11 protein-coding genes and 1 pseudogene are annotated in these 19,272 nt (G+C 66.9%); 9 read left to right on the top strand and 3 right to left on the bottom strand.

Annotated features, from left to right (window positions below; all coding sequences use genetic code 11):
• Positions 1 to 53: 53 nt before the first annotated feature.
• Complete coding sequence (locus OV287_RS09330; RefSeq protein ID WP_267533648.1) at positions 54 to 476, top strand: SpoIIAA family protein; 423 nt, start codon at positions 54 to 56, stop codon at positions 474 to 476.
• A gap of 6 nt (positions 477 to 482) precedes the next feature.
• Here the strand turns inward: OV287_RS09330 and OV287_RS09325 are convergent, their stop codons facing one another.
• Complete coding sequence (locus tag OV287_RS09325) at positions 483 to 2,615, bottom strand: M3 family metallopeptidase (RefSeq protein ID WP_267533647.1); 2,133 nt, start codon at positions 2,613 to 2,615, stop codon at positions 483 to 485.
• A 182-nt stretch (positions 2,616 to 2,797) separates the two neighbouring features.
• On the opposite strand from OV287_RS09325, the gene OV287_RS09320 reads away from it, so the two are divergent.
• Complete coding sequence (locus OV287_RS09320; protein WP_267533646.1) at positions 2,798 to 4,207, top strand: hypothetical protein; 1,410 nt, start codon at positions 2,798 to 2,800, stop codon at positions 4,205 to 4,207.
• 42 nt (positions 4,208 to 4,249) lie between these two features.
• Here the strand turns inward: OV287_RS09320 and OV287_RS09315 are convergent, their stop codons facing one another.
• A complete protein-coding gene (locus tag OV287_RS09315) occupies positions 4,250 to 4,624 on the bottom strand; it encodes a DUF2019 domain-containing protein (RefSeq protein WP_267533645.1) in 375 nt (124 codons plus the stop codon).
• Positions 4,625 to 4,956: 332 nt separating this feature from the next.
• Positions 4,957 to 5,043, bottom strand: a pseudogene (locus OV287_RS56205) (short-chain dehydrogenase); the annotation flags it as partial.
• A 300-nt stretch (positions 5,044 to 5,343) separates the two neighbouring features.
• Here OV287_RS56205 and OV287_RS09310 point away from each other — a divergent pair.
• The 7 genes from OV287_RS09310 (at position 5,344) to OV287_RS56200 (ending at position 19,090) form a co-directional block, all read left to right on the top strand.
• Complete coding sequence (locus OV287_RS09310) at positions 5,344 to 10,218, top strand: metallophosphoesterase (protein WP_267533644.1); 4,875 nt, start codon at positions 5,344 to 5,346, stop codon at positions 10,216 to 10,218.
• 169 nt (positions 10,219 to 10,387) lie between these two features.
• Positions 10,388 to 13,726, top strand: coding sequence for a hypothetical protein (locus tag OV287_RS09305; RefSeq protein ID WP_267533643.1), 3,339 nt, complete (start codon positions 10,388 to 10,390; stop codon positions 13,724 to 13,726).
• Entirely contained in the window at positions 13,723 to 14,508 is a 786-nt protein-coding gene (locus OV287_RS09300; protein WP_267533642.1) for a hypothetical protein, read from the top strand. Before OV287_RS09305 ends, OV287_RS09300 begins: the two co-directional genes overlap by 4 nt.
• Before the next feature lie 135 nt (positions 14,509 to 14,643).
• A complete protein-coding gene (locus tag OV287_RS09295; protein WP_267533641.1) occupies positions 14,644 to 16,206 on the top strand; it encodes an acyl-CoA carboxylase subunit beta in 1,563 nt (520 codons plus the stop codon).
• Between the two features lie 111 nt (positions 16,207 to 16,317).
• Positions 16,318 to 16,941: a hypothetical protein gene (locus tag OV287_RS09290; protein WP_267533640.1), complete on the top strand. Its 624-nt coding sequence runs from the start codon at positions 16,318 to 16,320 to the stop codon at positions 16,939 to 16,941.
• A gap of 103 nt (positions 16,942 to 17,044) precedes the next feature.
• Complete coding sequence (gene accC / locus OV287_RS09285) at positions 17,045 to 18,559, top strand: acetyl-CoA carboxylase biotin carboxylase subunit (protein ID WP_267533639.1); 1,515 nt, start codon at positions 17,045 to 17,047, stop codon at positions 18,557 to 18,559.
• Positions 18,560 to 18,580: 21 nt separating this feature from the next.
• The gene (locus OV287_RS56200; protein ID WP_308809555.1) at positions 18,581 to 19,090 is read left to right on the top strand and encodes an acyl-CoA carboxylase biotin carboxyl carrier protein subunit; all 510 of its coding nucleotides are present in this window, start codon (positions 18,581 to 18,583) and stop codon (positions 19,088 to 19,090) included.
• Positions 19,091 to 19,272: the final 182 nt, after the last annotated feature.

Here is a 19,272-nt window from a genome sequence, read left to right as displayed (position 1 = left end):
ACACCCGCGGCGGCATGGTGCTCCGCGGGAGCTAGGGCTGGGATTCGGCTGACATGCCCGCTTTCGACAGGGCCACCTTCGATGATTCGCGCTGGCCCCTGCTACACCTGCGGCTCCCGGGAACACTCCCCGCCCATGGGCACGAAGAGTGCCTCGCCACCTTGTCCGGCTACCTGCGGCGCGGCGAGAGGTTCCTCCTCCTCGTGGACCTGAGCCGAATCGGGCTGGTGCCCATCGAGCAACGCTGGCGCCAGGTGGAGTGGTTCGAGCAGCACGAGTCTGTCTTGCGCGAGCGGGTGGTCGCCACGGCCATCATCGTCGTGTCGCCCATCGTCCGGCTGTCGCTCAGCGCCATCCTGTTCTTCAAGCCCCTCCCCGTGCCGCTGAGCACTTTCCCCCACCTGACCGCCGCGGAGGCCTGGGCGGCCGAGCGCCTCCAGGAGGCGGGGCTCACCCAGGCCGGGAAGGGGCGCTGAGGCGCGCTACATCATCGGCGCCGTCGACTCGAGCTCCTGCGTCTCCAGCAGGCCCGTCTGCTTGAGCAGGGGCTGGGTGCTGGGAGCGCGGCCGCGGAACTCCTGAAAGACATCCAGCGGGTGACGGCTGCCGCCGAGCGCGAGCACGGTGTCGCGGAAGCGCCGCCCGGTGCGGGACAGCGCCTGCGCATCGGACAACCCCGCCTCCTCGAAGGCGGAGAAGGCATCCGCGGAGAGCACCTCGGCCCACTTGTAGCTGTAGTAGCCCGCGGCGTAACCGCCCGCGAAGATGTGGGTGAAGGCGCAGAGGAAGCGGTCCTCCGGCAGCGGCGGGAGCACGGTGTTCTCCCGGGCCACGCGCTTCTGCACCTCGAGGAAGCCGGCCTGTCCGTCCCCTCCGGGCTGGTAGCGGTGGTGCAGCTCCAGGTCCAGCGTGGCGAAGTACACCTGGCGCAGCGACATGGAGGCGGCGCGGTAGATGCGCCCCGCGCGAATCTTGTCCTGCAGGTGCTTGGGCAGCGACTCTCCGGTGTCCACGTGGCGGGCCAGCCGGGAGAGCGTCTCCTCGTGGAAGCACCAGTTCTCCATGAACTGGCTGGGCAGCTCCACGGCGTCCCACTCCACGTTGTTGATGCCCGCGGCCTCGGGGTAGTCCACGCGGGTGAGCATGTGCTGCAGGCCGTGGCCGAACTCGTGGAAGAGCGTCTCCACCTCACGGAAGGTGAGGAGCGCGGGCTTGTTGCCCACGGGCGGCGTGGCGTTGCAGACGAGGTAGGCCACCGGCAGCCGCAGGCTCCCATCCGGCTTGCGCTTGCGGTCGAGCGCACCATTCATCCACGCCCCGCCGCGCTTGGTGGCCGGGCGGCTGTAGGGGTCCAGGTAGAAGGCGGCGATGTCCTTGCCGGACTCGTCGGCCACGCGGAAGAACTGCACGCTCGGGTCCCACACGGGAACTTCCCCGTTGGCGGCGCGCACCGTGACGCCGAAGAGCCGCTTCGCGGTGTCGAACAGGCCGTCCAGCACGCGCGGCAGCGCGAAATACGGCCGGAGCTCCTCGTCGGTGTAGGCGTAGCGCTCCTCGCGCAGGCGCTCGGCCCAGAAGGGCACGTCCCAGAGCTTCAGCTCGAGCGAGGCATTGCCCGTCTTGCGGCGGGCGTACTCGGTCAGCTCGGTGTTTTCGGCGCGGGCGCGCGAGCGGGCGGCGTCGCGCAGCTCACCGAGCAGCTTCTCGACGGCCTGCACGCCGGGCGCCATCTTCGCCGCGAGGCTGACCTCGGCATAGGACGGGTAGCCGAGCAGGCGCGACTTCTCCAGGCGCAGCGAGAGGATGCGCTCGATGAGCGGACCGTTGTCCTGGTCTCCCGAGGAGGCGCGGGTAACGAAGGCGCGGTAGAGCTTCTCGCGCAGCTCCGGCCGGCGCGAGTGCTCGAGGAAGGGCACGTAGCTGGGAGCATCCAGGGTGATGCGCCAAGGCCCATTCTCAGGGGTGGGCTCGGGGGCTCCCTCGGCCAGTCCCTCCATCGCCATGTAGGCGGCCATGGCCAGCGCGCTGGGCGGCAGGCCCTCCACCTCCTCGGGCTTCGTGAGCGTCATGGACCAGGCCTTGTTGGCGTCGATGACGTTGTTGGTGAAGCGGGTGGAGAGATCGGCCTGCTCGCGCTCGATGGCCTGGAAGCGCTCGCGGGCCTTGCCCTCCAGGCCCACACCGGATAGCTCGGCGTCGCGGATGGAGGCCTCGATGACCCGGTGCTGGGCCGCGTCGAGCTTCTTCCACTCCGGCCCCTCGCGCAGGGCCTTGAGTGCCCGATAGAGGGGCACGCTCTGGCTGATGCGCATGAGGGACTCGACGACGTCCCCCTCGACGGCGGAGTGGGCCTGGCGGAGCTCGGGGCTGTTCTGCACGCCCATGAGGTGGTTCACCGCGCCCCAGGCGAGGCCAAGCGGCTCGGTAATGGCGGACAGGCGCGCCACCGCCCCCTCCCACGTGGGCTGGACGTCCCGCTCGAGGGCATCGAGGTCGGCATTCAGGCGCGCCAGCAGCTCGCGAATGGCCGGCTCGACATGCTCCGGGCGGATGCGGTCGAACTTCGGAAGTCCTTCGTTCTGAAGCAGCGGATTGTCGGCAATGGTCGCAGTCATCACCCGCTGACGTTAGGGCAGCCGTTCGCGATTGGCAGCAATCACGAAGGGGATGCCGGGCGGGCAGTCAGGGAGTGCACGTCCCCCGCCCCAGGGAGACCTCCGGGACGTTGGAGGGGAACAGACATGCCCCGGGACTTCACCTTGACAGGGCACCGGGCGCGCTGCTCTCACGCGAGGCCATGCTCTCCCTCGTCCTCGCGGCCTCGCTCGCCGCCGCCCCCGCGCCCCGCGCTGCCACCTCCTCGGGGACTGTCGTCCACATCCCGCGGCTGGACGCGCTCCAGGGAGTCACCGCCTTCCTCGACCGGGCGGGACAGTACGCCGCCCTGCTGCGGCCCGTCGTCTGGTTCGCGGAGCTGCACCCCTTCCTCTCGCTCGACCCCAGCCAGCCGGACAGCCTCAAGAGCCTGGGAATCGACCCCACCGGCCCCCTGACCGTCTCTCTTCGCTCCAATGGCCGCATCTCCTGCACGCGACTGACGGACCCGAAGCTCTTCCAGGAGAAGGCCGCCGCGGTGCTGATCTCCGGCAGTGGCAAGACAGAGGCGAAGCCGACAATCCTCAACGGGGTCACCCGGGTGCTCATCCCGCGCGAGTCCGGTGGCCATGCCGGCTATGCCCTGAAGGGCCAGGAGGCGTGCGCCTTCACGACCCCGAGCGGGGGATTCGTCGATGATGGACAGGGCGCGGCGATGCAGAAGGAGACCTCGCGGCTGGTGGGCAGTCCGCCCAAGCCGGACGCTCGGCTGGCGCAGCTTCCCGGCGCCATCTACGTGCTGATGCCCGGGCGCGGCATGGTGGTGGGCATGGACGGAAGTGCCACCGAGCTGCGACTGGAGGGGACCGCCACACAGCTTCCGCTGCCGCCCTTCCAGACAACGGGGACGAGCCCCTACGGGACGATGAAGCCCGAGGGGATGCTCTTCTCGCGGGCGCGGGTGGCACCAGCCGGGGTGAGCCAGGCGGTAGCGAGCGTACGCGCGCTCATCCAGCAGGCATGCCCCGCCTGTCCCCCGGCAGAGGTGTCCTCGGTGTCGCGGGCGGTGGCCGAGCGCCTCACGGGCAACGTGCTGGTAGCGGTGGACAGCGTGAAGTCGCGCCCCAGCCTGCGCACGCCCGAGGGTCGCTTCTTCGCCATGCGTCAGGCAGTCGCCGCCGAGGTGATGGACGCCGCGGCGATGAAGACCGCACTCGCCCCGGTGGCGAAGTTCCCGGGCGCGAGGGCGCTGGAGGACGGGTACGCGCTGGACGTGAAGGGGGGCACCCTCTTCGTCCGACTGAAGGGCAAGCAACTCGTGGTGGGCAATGACGAGGCGGTGGTCCAGGCGCTCCAGACAGCGCTGCCGCAGGGGGGCGCGAAGCTGCCGCACGCGGTGGACTTCACCGTGGACCCGAAGCGGCTGGCGAGCGGGTTGAATCAGGTGTCGCTGATGGATGTCGTCTCCGACCAGCAGCTCGCTGGCCTCTTCACCGTGGGGCTGGAGTTGGGGCCGCTGCTGGCCCGGAGCGAGCGCATCTCGGGCTGGCTCGACAGCACCTCCGGAGGCCACCGCTTCTCTACCCTCTGGACGCTGCCCGCCGCGCCTTGAGGATTACGCCGGAAGCGCGCACATCCAAGGCCCGGCCAATAATCAAAGAGCGGGATTGAAGGTGCCCGCCTTCCATTGCTGCAGCGTCAGCTCCGCGGTGAAGCCCACAAAGCTCCTGGGGATTTTCGCGAGCTCGGCAAGCACGAGCTCTGCTTCGCTGGGGGCGAACTCGAGCGCATACGAGGCAACCCAGTAGCGAGTTCCTGGCTCAGGAGAATCCATCAACTTCAGTAGTTGCCGCTGTGCCTCGGGGCCTCGCTCCCTCAACTCCCTACGGATCGCCACGAGGACGTCGAACTTGCGATTGGCTGCCTTGGGCTTTGCCCCTTCGATGTCACGTCCATGCTCGGCGGACAGGGTTCCAAATTCCTCGACCAGACGTTCCGTCGAGAGAGTCTTCCACTGCGCCTTTTTCATAGGATGACTCCAAACCGCTTCAAGAGAAGTCCGTAGGCAGGGGTAGCGAAGACCCGGGCCTCCCCATCCTCTACCGCCTCACTCATGGGCGGTGCCGCCGTGGCGCATCCCACCAGCAGCACGCTCACCGCCAGGGCCAGCACGCACAAGCGCGTGCACCGCCAGGTACTCCGGGGGAATCGTCCGACAACGCGATGAGTCATACGGCTGGGAATGCTGCTATGCCGGCGACCCGGCGTGAAGAATCGAGGGGTACGAGCACGCGTCACTTCTGGACGTCCAGAAGTGACGATCATCCCTCGCAATCCAGACGGAACCACGGAAAAGGCTCCCCCCAGGACGATCATCCCCACGAGCACGGCATTGACGCGGATGTTGTCCGGCCCGAGTTCTTTGGAAAGCACCTTGGTCAGCGCCATTCATTGTCGCGCGTCAGGCCCACTCCGCCGGGTAGAGCCATGTCCGAGGTGTGCCGGTACTCTCCCGGGGACCGGCTCGCCTCCTCCTGGCCTCGTCCATCAGCAGCATTGGTGCTTCGCCGCCTGCGACAAGCCCATCAACCAGCCCGCATGGTAACGCGGAGGGAGTGAAAGCCGGCGGCTGAGCCATTGGAAGCCCCTCGAACTCCCAGTAACTTCCCGCGCATGACGCCCCCCCTTCCATCCTTGACGGAGCGGATCGACCGAGGTGCCCCCGGTGGCCATGAGTTCGAGCGGCTCATGCATCAGCTCCTGCTCCAGCACGCCAAGAGCCACGGCTTCGCCTACGAGCCGAGGAGCGGCGCGGGCGGAGACGGAGGGCTGGACGGATGGGTCCAGAGAGGCGTGCCGGGCCTCAAGGGCTCCGTGGCCTTCCAGTTCAAGTGGCTCTGGGAGGACATCCACAAGGGCTCCAAGGCGGCGCAGATCAAGGACTCACTCGAGCGCGTCTCCAGGCTGCGGAAAAAGCCTCGACACTGGGTGCTCGTGACGCCCTGGGATCTCAAGCCTTCCGAGCGGGAGTGGCTCTCGGACCTGGGAGCCTCCCACAAGCTCACCGTCCACCACTGGGGGCAAACAGAGCTCGAGCACCTGCTCATGCGGCTCCCGTCGCTGTTCGCCCGCTACTACCCGCACGCGGCTGGGCTGCTCCCAGAGGATCGCCTCGGCCTGGACTTCAGACAGTTCGCCCTCAGCTACCAGGCGAAGGTGGTGCAGAGGCACCGCCACCTGCGGACGCTGGGACTGCCGCCGGAGACGCTTCGCGAGCGGGATGCACGCACGGAGATCCCCCTGCGCGATCTCTTCGTACCGCTGCGCTTCCTGAGCGAGGACGGGCAGCACCGGGCCGCTCCCCTCGCGAGTCTGCTCGCCGAGCGCAAGTCGGTCGTAGTCCTGGGAGACCCGGGAGCGGGCAAGTCCACCCTGCTCGCGTTCCTGTCCTTGCTGCTCGCGGGCGAGGCGGAGCTGGAGGGCTTCACCCCTGCCCCCCGCACCGTGCCCATCCTCGTCTCGCTCCGACAATTCGTGCGGGAACGAAGCGAGCAAGGCGGCGGTCTCTCGATCTTGGAGTACCTGGTCCGCCACGCCCAGACTGACTTCAGCCTCGAGCAGGCCCACTCCCACTTCTTCGACGCCGCCCTGAGAATGGGCGAGGCGGTCGTCCTTTTTGATGGCCTCGACGAGGTGGGCAGCGCGGCGGCCCGGCACCGGATTGCTGGGATGATCAACTCCTTCCGCTCGGAGTACCCGCAGTGCCCGGTCTGGGTCACCTCGCGAATCTACGGATACACGCCGGACGTTCGACTCCCAGCGAGCGAGCTCGAGCACGTGCGTCTCGGGCGGCTGGATGACGCCCAGGTCGGGGACTTCATCCACCGCTGGTACACCCTGCAGTGTCCTCACAATGAGCGAGAGCGCGCTGAGTTCACGGACTCGCTGCACCGAGCCGTGCAGCGGACCCCGAGCGTCCGCCGCCTCGCGGGCAACCCGCTCCTGCTCACGCTGATGGCGTTCATCCACCAGGGGACCAAGAGGCTGCCAAAGGATCGAGGCGAGCTCTACTCCAAGTGCACAGAGATGCTGCTCAAGACATGGCAAGAGGCCAAGTACGGGGAAGACGAGCAAGCGCCCCATGCCTTCAGCCGGCTGAACCTGCCAATCCAGACCCAGAAGGACTACCTCGCCCATCTCGCACTCCACGTACAGGAGCGTAACCAGCAGGGAGAGGACGAGGACAGCCGGGGCCTCATCTCCCGCCCGGATGCGCTCGAGAGCCTCGCCAACCGCCACCTCGCACTGGGTAGGCGCGAGCGTCCTGGGCTCACGCCAGGTGAGGCCCGCGAGGAGATGAAGAATTTCCTCGACTACATCAGCGATCAGACGGGGCTGCTGCTCGACCGGGGAGGAGACCAGCTCTCGTTCATCCACCTCTCATTCCAGGAGTATCTGGCGGCCTGGGTCTTTACCTGCCAGCCCGAGCTGCACGACAACCCCACCTTCTTCATCAAACACCTGGGGCTCTCCGCCTGGGAGGAAGTCCTGTTGCTCCGCCTCTACATCGTTCGCTTTGAACAGGGGGGGACCAGCGGCTTCGACACCATTGTGGGGGCGGTGCTGCGCCATCTTGAGCGCGGAGGCCCCTCTCAGGGTTGGTTGATGCTGGCACGAGCCCTGCGGGACAACCTCGACTTCAGCTCGGGCGACCAGGACACGATCCTCAAGAGGGCCATCGGGTCTTGGGTGGACTCGCCGCAGGAGCGAGGCACGTGGTTCTCCGCGCTCGAGGAGATCAAGCTTTTCGCGGAGGAAGAGAAGGCCCGAAAGAGGCTCAAAGAGCTGCTGGACGAGGCTTGTAAGCAGGAAAACCCCGCCCGTGCCGTCGCCGCCCTGCATCTGCGGACAAGGCTGCTCGAGTTCCCCGCCGAGGCTACAGCCTGGCTCGAGGGGCACCGCAACAGGGAGCAGATGCTCCCCGATCTCGTTGCGTTCATGGGGGCCCCGGGCATGGATGTATTCCTGGCCGAGAGAGCCACCCTTACTGATTGGGAGGTAGCCCTCAGCGCACTGGATGGCAGGCGGCTCTACCTCTCAAGTCTAGAGTGGGCCTTGGGCGTCAACTCCAACAAGGCAGGGGAGAAGGCGCTCCGCGCTGCAACGGCAGTGCTGAACAAGAAGACCCTCATGGAGCTGCAATCGCGGAGGACCTTCGCAGACGTTCATCGCAAGAGTAGTGCGGCAAGCCTGTTTGTGCGGCCTGGGCGCATACTGAGTGAGAATCTATTTTATAAGGTGGGGTTTCCACTCTCGGCGATGCTCGCTGGTCCTGCCTTCCCCGAACCTCCAGCTGGGACGTTGGACTCTCTCTTGAATCCAGCTCTTGCGGCCGAGCAGGTGGAGAGTTCCACCATGTCAAGCTCGGTCTTGGAGTCCGCCGTGCAAGCATGGGTGGAGCGATTCATCGGCGCCCAGATGAATCGCGTCACTTCAGTTGAAATATCAATATCAGGCATAGCAAGAGTCTTCAGCCGCGCCTTCAGCAGCGACTTCAGCAGCGACTTCGTCCGCGACTTCAGCAGCGACTTCGTCCGCGACTTCGTCCGCGACTTCGGCAGCGACTTCGTCCGTGACTTCGGCCGCGACTTCGTCCGTGACTTCGGCAGCGAATTCGTCCGTGACTTCGGCCGCGAATTCGTCCGTGACTTCGGCCGCGAATTCGTCCGTGACTTCGGCAGCGAATTCGTCCGTGACTTCGGCAGCGAATTCGTCCGCAACTTCGACGGCGCCTTCGACAGCGACTTCGGCCGCGACTTCGGCCGCGACTTCGGCCTTGATCCTGGACGCGGAGATTGGGAGCAACAGTGGACCCAGTTCGTCTCAAGCGAAGAAAATCTTATACGCATGCTCCAGGATTGGCGATTCTGGGATTACAATTTCTTCTTTCGGACTAATCGTTTCGATCTGGAACTCGACCCTGGAGGGGAGGAACTTACTGCCGTATTTGAGAACCCGCTGGCTATCCCACTGCTCCTAGTTGACGCTCTAACGATAGCCGCGAATAACCATCTGTTCTCCTTGGGGAGGCATGCCGCCGTCGCGGCTCCAGGTGGTGGTAAATACTGGAAGGATGTCGCTCGCCAATGGTCGCGGAAGAATCCCTTTGACGTCTACGTCGTCTCGCTGTCCTGGGAGGAGCATGCACGCATCTATGCCTCTCAGCACGGGCGTCTCACGGGAGCCGCTGGGGCTTTGATGCTAGCGCACGCTGCGTATGCCCGGCTGATGTCGGGCCTGGCGCTGTCGGGACCGGTCTGGGCCCGGCTCGTAGAGGAGAGAGATCGCCAGGATCCACACATCCACGCTGGCTATCTGCTGCATGAGATCTGCCACTTCCGCGACGTGGAGCAGAACGTGTTGGCTTGGGAGGAACTGATAAAGGCAGTCCCGGCAGAGAGCCGAACCTCGAGCCCCACGCCTGCGAGCCCAATGAATGTCGCTCACGAGGGCACCAGGTCACCGCCCGCCTCTACACCGGCCCGCGCTGCCGCTCGAAGGCCAGAGACCGAGCCACCGCCCGAGCCGCTCTTCGCCTGGGTCCACCTGTCCGACATCCACATCGGCCATGGTGGGGCGGGGCATGTGTGGGACCAGAAGCTCGTGCTCTCCGCGCTCCACAAGGACATTGTCGAAGAGCAGAAGCGGGGCCAACTCCCACGCCCGGAGGCGCTGCTGGTGACGGGTGACATCGCCTTCAGCGGAGAGCCCAGCCAGTACGGGGAGGCAAAGAAATGGCTGTTGGGCGTAGCCAAAGCCACGGGCCTGGATGAGCGCAGAATATTCACCGTTCCGGGCAACCACGACGTCCAGCGCGCGGCGGACAAGGAATCCACCATCAAGCGGCTGATGCGGGGCTTGCGTGAGGGCGCTGACGACCTGGATGAGGTGCTCAAGAACGAGACCGACAGGGGATTGCTTGCTCGGCGAATGGAGAGCTACCTCGCCTTCGCGGCCCAGCTCGCGCCAGGCTGCCTGCCCGAGGCAACCACCTCACTCGCTTCGTGGATGCACCGCCTGGTGGCCCGAGGAGGGCTGCGCGTCCGCCTGGTGGGGCTCAACACCGCCATGCTGTCGGCGGATGACCAGGACAAGGGAAAGCTGAAGCTCGGCAAGGAGGCAGTGGGGCACGCGCTGAATCCCCTGCCGGATGATGACGAGCTCGTGCTGGTGCTCTCACATCACCCACTGCGAGAGGGCTGGCTGGCTGACCAGCGCGCGGCCGAGTCCTGGATGAAGTCCCACGCCCATGTCCACCTTTCCGGCCACGTGCACGAGGCCGAGCTCGAGGAACTGCGTGCGGGCTCGGGCAACAACCTGTTGCGTATCATCGCCGGGGCCGCGCATGGAGACCACCAGCCGGCTGGAGTGCCCGCGAGCCATGGCTACAACATGGTAGCCGTCTATCCTCGACCGGCCGGGGGGCTGCTGCTGCGCGTCTGGCCTCGGCTCTGGTCCGACAACAATAAAGACTTCCGCCCAGACATCCACAACCTCCCAAAGGGGCGAGACTATGCCGAGCACGCCGTGGAGAGCATCCGTCTCCCCCCGGTGGGACAGTGAGGCTGGGCCAGCCTCTATGCGGGATGAGGGCCCTGTTGAGGGTGAGGGCTGGAGCCGAGGGGCGTCCACGAGCCGGCCCCACTGGGCCAGAAGTCTCCAGGCCCTCCTGGTGGTGAGCTGCCTCGTGGCCGGCATGAGCGCGGCCGGCGAAGAGCCGAGACGAGAGAGGGTGAAGCTCCCGGCCGAAGCACATCCGCAAGCGGAAGCCCTCGGCCCCCGCCTGGAGGTCTGGCGGGAGGGGAGCGTGCTGGAGGACGAGCCGTCCGAATCCGAGTGGGAGGACACACTGGAGGACGAGGCCGGCATGTTGGCTTTCTTCTCCCACCAGGAGGTCCCGCTTCCCGTCCAGGTGGACCCGGAGCGGCCCGAGTTGCTCTGGGTTGCCGGCCAGGCCTCGCGAGAGGAGCTGGCATCGGGGCTCTTCGGGGATGCGTCCGCGGTGGACGCCTTCACCTTCGAGCCCCGCGCGGTTCCACCCGACACCGAGGGGAGGCCGCGAGTCTGCGTGCGTGTGCACCAGCCGGGGGCGCTCCTTCCCGGGCTTCTGGCCGGCATGCGCGGCGCCCTGGACGCGCAACTGGAGGCGGATGTTGCATGGACGCGCTCCCAGCTCACCGCGACGTCCCTCGACGAGACCAGAGTCGCGGCGCTGGTGGAGCGCAGCCTGCGTTGGTCCCAGCGCTCGGACATCCTGGACGACTCCGGGCAGAGCTACTTCGACCGCTACCTCGAGGTGCTCGCGCCGTGGCGGGACGAGCCGCCGCGGCACCTGGGGGACACTCTCGCCCAGGACTGGCACTTCCTCGGAGAGTCCTCCGAGCCATTGCAGAAGACCATCGCCCTGCGCTCCACACGCTGGAAGACGAGCTACAGCGTGACGGATGGCTCGCCCGTCCTCTCACCGGGGGACGTGGTGGGCCGCTTCTATTATCCGGACGGCGCCAGTGTGCAGGTGTACCTCCAGGTGCTGCTCACCGAGGAGTACTCCTTGGAGCGCGCGGAACTGCGGGTGCGCAACCTTCCTGGCAGCAGCCCGCGCGTCCTCATTCCCGGGGAGGATGGGCGCTGGCGCGGCTACAGCGCCGGCTTCCGCCTCGCCGCCGGCGCCTCCGAGCCGCTCGAGCACCCCGAGGGCAACTATTACTGGTACTACCCGGGGACGGTTTTCATCCACCCTGGAGACTGGCAGCCGGGGCTGGGGAGCGGCACTGGCGAGCTGACGGCGCTGCGGCGGGAGATTCTCACGACAGCCCTGGCCAGGGCCACGGAGCAAGCGCCTCAGCCCCTCTTCGGGTTGGACCATGACGTGCTCTCCCTGCTCACCGCGGAGGAGCGCCAGGGCGTCTTCGACACCGTGCTCGCGGGGCCAGAGCCCACTTCGGGACTGGAGGGGGAGGCCGTGCACCTGCTGGGGCGCGTGGTGCTGGCCATGGCGGCCCGGGAGTTTCCCGCCCTGGAGCGCGAGCTCACCTCGAGCGGTGTGCTGGAGAAGCTGCTGGGCAGCAACGCGCCGGAGAAGGTGCTGTTGGGGCGGGCCTTCACCCAGAAGGCGCTGGCCTCGTTTCCTCTCGTGCTCGGCTCGCTGGAGTCCCTGCCCACCTTCCACCTGGGACGCGAGGGGGAGACGACACACCTGTTGAACGTGCCCACCGGGCTGGTGTCCACGACGCTGGTGGCGCCGGAGGCGTGGGACATGAAGCAAGGGGTGCGCCTGGGCGCGGAGCCCGCACTGCCGGGAGAGGCGGCGGGGGCCTCCCAGCGCATGGCCCTGTACTTCGAGCCGGTGCGGCACCACTTCCAGGCGCGCTACCTCTCCTCGGTGGAGGAGGGACCCCGCAGCCGGGCCCTGCACCCGCTGGAGTGGGTGCGCGTGGAAATCCATGGGCCGCAGCCGCGCACGCACCTGATGACGGCCATGGAGCTGGCGCTGCTCGCTTCCCTGCCGGACACATCGCTCTTCTGGGCGGCGCTGGGCCGCATCAGCGAAATGCACATGGTGTCCGGCGCCGTGTCGGCATTGGCGCGGGCGCCGCTGATGACAGAGGTGGCGGCCACCGCCACGCAGAGCGGCCCGGCGGCGCGTCAGGCGGCGGTGCACCAGTTCATCGGTCGCATGTCCCTGGTGGGAACCCTGGCGGTGGTGGACACCCGGCGTGACGAGCTGTCGCGCACGCCGAAAGGACGGGCCTTCCTCGCGGTGCATGACGTGGCCATGCTGGCACTGGCCGGGAGGGATATCTCCAAGCTGGCCAACTCGGGCATATGGCGCGAGCTGGCACACCGGGGGGGGCTGGTGGTGAGCAAGTCTGGCGCGAGGGCCTCGGCCAGACTGCGCGAGTCAGTGGAGTCCATCCAAGCCCTGGCCAGGACGATGGAGCGGATGCTCGCCGAGGGCAAGGCCGTCGCGACACCGGAGGGACTGCGGTTTTCCCTGACTGACGGAGCCGAGGCCTTCAAGCAGGCCTTCTTCGCCATCCGGGGGGAGTTGGCCGCGGCACGGGCGCTGGGTGGAATTCGCCGCGCGGGGCTGGTGGCCCAGGAAGCCGAGAAGACGCTGGAGGCGCTCAAGCTGCTGGCAGCGGAGAGCCAGGAGATGGCGCTCGCCTATAACGCCGTGGCGAGGCGCGCGGCGGCCTTCCCAGCGGACAGAGCCCAGGCGTACCTCGCTGCGGTGGAAAAGCTGCGCACCTCCGCCCGAGGCAACGTGAAACCGGCACTGGCGCAACTGCTGAGGCGCTCAGGAGCACGGAACCTGGCCGACCCGCTTGTCTTCCTGGAGGAGGCCAGGTGGCTCGTCAGTCACCCGGAGTTGAAAGCCGAGGCAGTGGCTGAGCTGGCGAGAAAAGCCTGCAGGGGCAGCGTGGACCTGGGCTGGCTGCGCTCGACAGCGCTGACCCTGGAGGACCTCGACTTCATGGCCAGGAACGAGAAGACGGCTTGGAGACTCTTCCGGCGCGCAGCGGCGGAGCCGGGGAGTTTGAAGCTGCAACTGCAGGCGCGTGAGCAACTCCGAGGCATCGCGGTGGAGATGCTGACAGAGCGCAATGCGCGGAAGCTCTTCCCGGGCTTCCGGGTGACCGGGCGGCAGGTGAGAATGAAAGACGGGCACATCATCGACAACGAGATTACGGCGCTGCATGGCTCGAGGCTTCAACATGGAGTGGAAGCAAAGGGGTGGAACGAAAACCGATGGCGTAAGTCGCTCGACACCTGGCGGGCCAAGCAGACCGGCAAGAAGCTCAATGAACAGCAGGAGGCACTCGTAGAGAACCTCCAGCGCCTGCTCGGCCAACTCGCGGACGCGGCGAAGGCACCTCGAGGTAAACCGTTCCTGGTCAGTACAGACAAACTAAGCCTGCCCACCAGCGAAAAATTGACAGACTTCCTACAGAGAAACGCACCAGGCACTCAGCTCATTCAATTGGAAGAGGCCCAAATACTGGGGAAGACGAAGCAGTTGCGCGCAGCATTCAAGCTGCCAGAGGACTTATCCGGAGGTGCGCCATGAGCCTGTGGCCTCTCTGGGCGGTCCTGACTCCAGGCGAGCCCGCACGGCTGGAGAGCCGGGCCCGCGCCATCGTGATGACGGAAGAGGACGAAGAGGATGGAAAAGAGCCGCCCTTCGAAATCATCCCGGGCAGTGGTCGTTACCACGCCATCGTGAGTACGGAGCCCAGCTACGTGGGCGCCGAGATGCAAATCGCCGAGACGCTGTCGCTTGAATGTGATGAGCCCGTGTACTCGATCGAGCGCACCAATGATCCGTGGACCGTCATGTCGTGGCGAAACGGTGCGCTAGACGTCCTGGACGTGGGCCCAGAGGCGCTGGCGAAGTCCCTCGGTTGTCCGCTGCCAGGCAGCGAGGAGTCTTCGGATTCGCCCCCAAGAAAGCCGCTGCGGAAGGTCGCATTGGTGGAAGGAGTCCGCGCGCAGGAGGCGCACCGCGTATTGGAAGAAGATGCGGGTGAGCCACTTCCTCCAGGGTACTACCGACTCGAGGACACGCCGCGAGGGCTCCTGCTTGCCAGCTGCACAGCGGACATCGGTTACGCCGACATGACCGTGTCGGAACGGTTCCCTCTTGCGACCGTGTATGCGGTGATTGCCTCGCCCGGCCTGGACATCTTTTTTGTCACCGTGAGACGGGGGGGGGCGCGCATCGCACAACTCACGCAGCCGCCAGATGAGTTTCCGCCTGTGCCGGAGGTCAGCGAAATCAAGGGCGAGCGCTCGCCTGAGCGGATTCTCGCGGCACTGGGCATCCCCGCGGAGTGGTTCATGCATGAGTGAGGGGTGCTGGAACACATCCCCCCACATCACTTCTGGACGTCCAGAAGTGACGCTCATCCTTTCACCATCCAGGTCCTGCCCGCGTCCACGCCCCGGGTCCCCCTCCCGGCCCCAATCGTGCTAGATGCGCGCCACATGGACGGAACCACGGAAAAGGATCCCCTTCGCGCCCGGCTGCAGCAGATGGAGAAGCAGGCCGAGCTGGGCGGTGGCGCTGACCGCATCGCCAAGCAGCACGAGGCCGGCAAGCTCACCGCTCGCGAGCGCATCGATCTGCTGCTGGACCCCGGCTCCTTCACGGAGATGGACAAGTTCGTCACCCACCGCAGCAACGACTTCGGCATGGGTGACAAGAAGATCCTCGGCGACGGCGTCGTCACCGGCTACGGCACCGTCGAGGGCCGCCAGATCTTCGTCTTCGCCCAGGACTTCACCGTCTTCGGCGGCTCGCTCTCCGGCGCCTATGCCCAGAAGATCTGCAAGATCATGGACATGGCCATGCGCGTGGGCGCTCCCGTCATCGGCCTGAACGACTCGGGCGGCGCGCGCATCCAGGAGGGCGTCGAGAGCCTCGCCGGCTACGCCGACATCTTCCTGCGCAACACCCTCGCCTCGGGCGTGGTGCCGCAAATCTCCCTCATCCTGGGCCCGTGCGCGGGCGGCGCGGTGTACTCGCCCGCCATCACGGACTTCATCATGATGGTGAAGGACACCTCCTACATGTTCATCACCGGCCCGGACGTCATCAAGACGGTGACGCACCAGGAGGTGACGAAGGAGGACCTGGGCGGCGCGCTCGCGCACAACCAGAAGTCGGGCGTGGCCCACTTCGCCGCGGAGAACGAGCACAACGCCATCGTCATGACGCGCGAGCTGCTCTCCTTCCTCCCCTCCAACAACCAGGAGGACCCGCCCGTCCAGCCGTGCGATGACGATCCGTTCCGCGCCGACGAGGGCCTCAAGACGGTTGTCCCCAGCAACCCCAACAAGCCCTACGACATCAAGGAGATCATCCGCGCTGTCGTGGACAACAAGCACTTCTTCGAGGTGCAGGAGCACTTCGCCAAGAACATGGTCATCGGCTTCGCCCGCATGAACGGCAAGTCGGTGGGCATCGTGGCCAACCAGCCGGCGGTGCTCGCGGGCGTGCTGGACATCGACGCGAGCGTGAAGGCCGCGCGCTTCGTGCGCTTCTGCGACTGCTTCAACATCCCGCTCATCACCCTGGTGGACGTGCCTGGCTTCCTGCCCGGTACCGACCAGGAGTGGGGCGGCATCATCACCCACGGCGCCAAGCTGCTCTACGCCTTCGCCGAGGCCACCGTCCCCAAAATCACCCTCATCACCCGCAAGGCGTACGGCGGTGCCTACGACGTGATGGCGTCCAAGCACATCCGCGCGGACATCAACTACGCCTACCCCACGGCGGAGATCGCCGTCATGGGCCCCGAGGGCGCGGTCAACATCATCTTCCGCAACGAGCTGCTCAAGGCCAAGGACGCCAACTCCGAGCGCACCCGGCTGGTGAATGAGTACCGCGAGAAGTTCGCCAACCCCTTCAAGGCGGCCGAGCTCGGCTACATCGACGAGGTCATCCGCCCCGAGGAGACGCGCGCCAAGATCATCCGGGCCCTGGAGATGCTCAAGAACAAGCGCCAGGAGAACCCGCCGCGCAAGCACGGCAACATCCCGCTGTAGGCAGGCAGGCAGGCAAGGGCCTCGCCCCGAGAAACAGTGGAACGCCTCCCCGGGAAATTTTAGGGGGGGCGTTCAGGCTTTGAAGGGACGCACCACATAAGGAGCCCCCTTTTGTCTCAACCCCGCCTCGTCCTCTTCCTCGCCGACATCGAAGGCAACCTCACCGCCCTGCGCCAGACGCTCTCCCGGGCCTGTGAGTCCGCCAACGTTCCCCTCCCGGAGGTCCGCTGGGTCGAGTCCGCCACCGCCCTGGCGGATGCCGGCTGGCGCGTCGCCGAGCTGAAGCTGACCCCCTCTGGTGGCAAGGCCGTCCCCGAGGACCACCTCGACGCCCTCGTCCGCTCCGTGGCCCGTGACTTCCGCGATCAGGCGGTGGGCCTCTACACCGACAAGGTCGGCAGCTACGGCCGCGCCTCCCTGAGCGAGCCCGGCCGCCCCTCCCGCTCCCTCGAAGGCGAGTACATCGACGTGGTGCGTCAAACCGCCCGCTGGCTGGGCGTGGAAGCGCCCCTGCTCGGCCGCCTGCTCGATGGTGGAGCCACCGCCCGCAACCTGCTCGCCGCTGCGGTGGACTTCGGTGGGGACGATCCCCACGCCCCTGCCCCCACGGGCAAGTCGCGCCGCCAGGAGCAGCCGCCCCCTCCGCCCGAGCCGGACGAGGATGACCGCTTCGTCGAGGCCAAGCTGGGCGAGGCCCGGCGGCTGATGGAGCAGTACCTCAGCAACCGCAAGTAGTAGCTACAGGCTCCGAGTAGCAGCGCGTATTGGCGGACAGGGGGGACTCTGGCCGCCATCGCGCTCGCCGGGCACGCGCTCCCCTGTGCTAAAGGGAGCGTCCATGCCCAAGATCCGCAAAATCCTCGTCGCCAACCGCGGCGAGATCGCCGTCCGGGTGATGCGCACCTGCAAGGAGCTCGGCATCGCCACGGTGGCGGTCTACTCAGAGGCGGACCGCTCCGCCCTGCATGTCCGCACCGCTGACCAGGCCTTCCTGGTGGGCCCCCCGCCCTCGCGCGAGAGCTACCTCGTGCAGGAGCGGATTCTGGAGGCCGCCAAGAAGGCCGGCGCGGACGCCATTCACCCTGGCTACGGCTTCCTCTCGGAGAACGCGTCCTTCGTGCGCGCGTGCGAGAAGGCCGGCATCACCTTCATCGGCCCGCCCGCCAGCGCCATGGACGCCATGGGCGAGAAGACGCGCGCCCGGCAGAACATGATCAAGGCCGGCGTCCCCGTCGTCCCCGGCACCGCCGAGCCCATCGCCACGGTCGAGGAGGCCCGCGCCTACGCCGAGAAGATCGGCGTCCCGGTGATGCTCAAGGCCGCTGGCGGTGGTGGCGGCAAGGGCATGCGCAAGGTGGAGCGGATGGAGGACTTCGAGTCCTCGTGGCGCGCGGCCAAGAGCGAGGCGATGAACGCCTTCGGCAACGACGCCGTCTACATCGAGAAGTACCTCGAGAAGCCGCACCACGTGGAGATTCAGGTGTTCGCCGACCAGTACGGCAACACCATCCACCTCAACGAGCGCGAGTGCTCGGCGCAGCGCCGCCACCAGAAGGTGGTGGAGGAGACGCCCAGCCCCATCCTCACCCCGGAGATGCGGGCGAAGATGGGCGAGGTGGCGGTGAAGGCCGCCAAGGCCGTGGGCTACGTGGGCGCGGGCACGGTGGAGTTCCTCGTCGACGTGCACCGCAACTTCTACTTCCTGGAGATGAACACCCGCCTCCAGGTGGAGCACCCGGTGACGGAGTGGGTGACGGGGCTGGACCTGGTGGCCTGGCAGATCAAGGTCGCCGAGGGCGAGAAGCTCCCGTACACCGAGGCACCCAAGCCGAACGGACACTCCATCGAGGTGCGCATCTACGCGGAGGACCCCGCGCGCAACTTCATGCCGAGCCCGGGCCGCATCAACTACCTGCGCGTTCCGGGTGGCCCGTACCTGCGCGACGACTCGGGCGTGTTCCCCGGGTACACGGTGCCCAACACGTATGATCCGATGATCTCCAAGCTGTCCGTGTGGGCCCCCACGCGGCGCGAGGCCATCGAGCGGGCGAAGCGGGCACTGACCGAGTACGTGGTCAAGGGCATCACCACCAACACGCGCTACCTGAAGGGGATCCTCTCGCACCCGGAGTTCGTCGAGGGCGACTACGACACGAGCTTCCTCACGCGCGAGCACGAGACGCTGCTGGGCAAGGGCGAGGATCCGCAGCTGACGGAGGCCGCGCTGCTGGCGAGCGTGGTGTACGCGTACCAGAGGGATCAGAAGCGGGCGAAGACCCTCACCCAGGCGCCGACCGAAGGCGGCAAGGGCGGCATCTCGGCGTGGCGGCAGGCGAGCCGCCGCGGGCGCTAACTCCACGGGGAATCGATTCCAATGCGTTACTTCGCGAAGCTGCAGGGACAGAAGGAAGCGGTGCCGGTGGACATCGAGCCGGCGGGAGAGAACCGCTTCAAGCTCACGCACGGCGGGAAGTCCTTCATCGTGGACGCGCTGACGCTGGACCACGGCGCGGTGTCCATGCTGGTGGATGGCACGTCCTACAGCGTCGAGTTCGACGAGCAGGGCGACGAGGTGCAGGTGTCGGTGCGGGGGCAGACGACCCGCATTGACGTGGCGGACGAGCGGCGGCTGCGGCTGCGCGCGGCCACGGCGGGCTTCTCGGTGGAGGGCAAGCAGCTCATCTCCGCCCCCATGCCCGGCAAGGTGGTGAAGGTGCTGGTGAAGCTGGGCGACGAGGTGAAGGAGGGCCAGGGCCTGGTCGTCGTCGAGGCGATGAAGATGGAGAACGAGCTGAAGAGCCCCAAGGCCGGCAAGGTGGTGGAGCTGCCCGCCAAGGAAGGCACCGCGGTGGAGATCAACGCGAAGCTCGTGGTGGTCGAGTAGAACAGGTTGCGCATGCTCCCTCTCCCTCTGGGAGAGGGCGGGGGGTGAGGGTCATCGCCCGTGCATCCGCCCCGGACCAGCATCGCGGCGGGCAAACACCCACAGACCGCATGCCGCTCCCCCCCCTTTTCCAGCTCACCTGCGGATACACGAGGCGGGTGAAGACCCTCACCCTAGCCCTC

This window comes from Archangium lansingense (assembly GCF_026626635.1).
Classification (GTDB): Bacteria; Myxococcota; Myxococcia; order Myxococcales; family Myxococcaceae; genus Archangium; species Archangium lansingense.
Note: the sequence above shows the minus strand (reverse complement) of the source record. Positions and strands in the feature narration are given on the sequence as shown.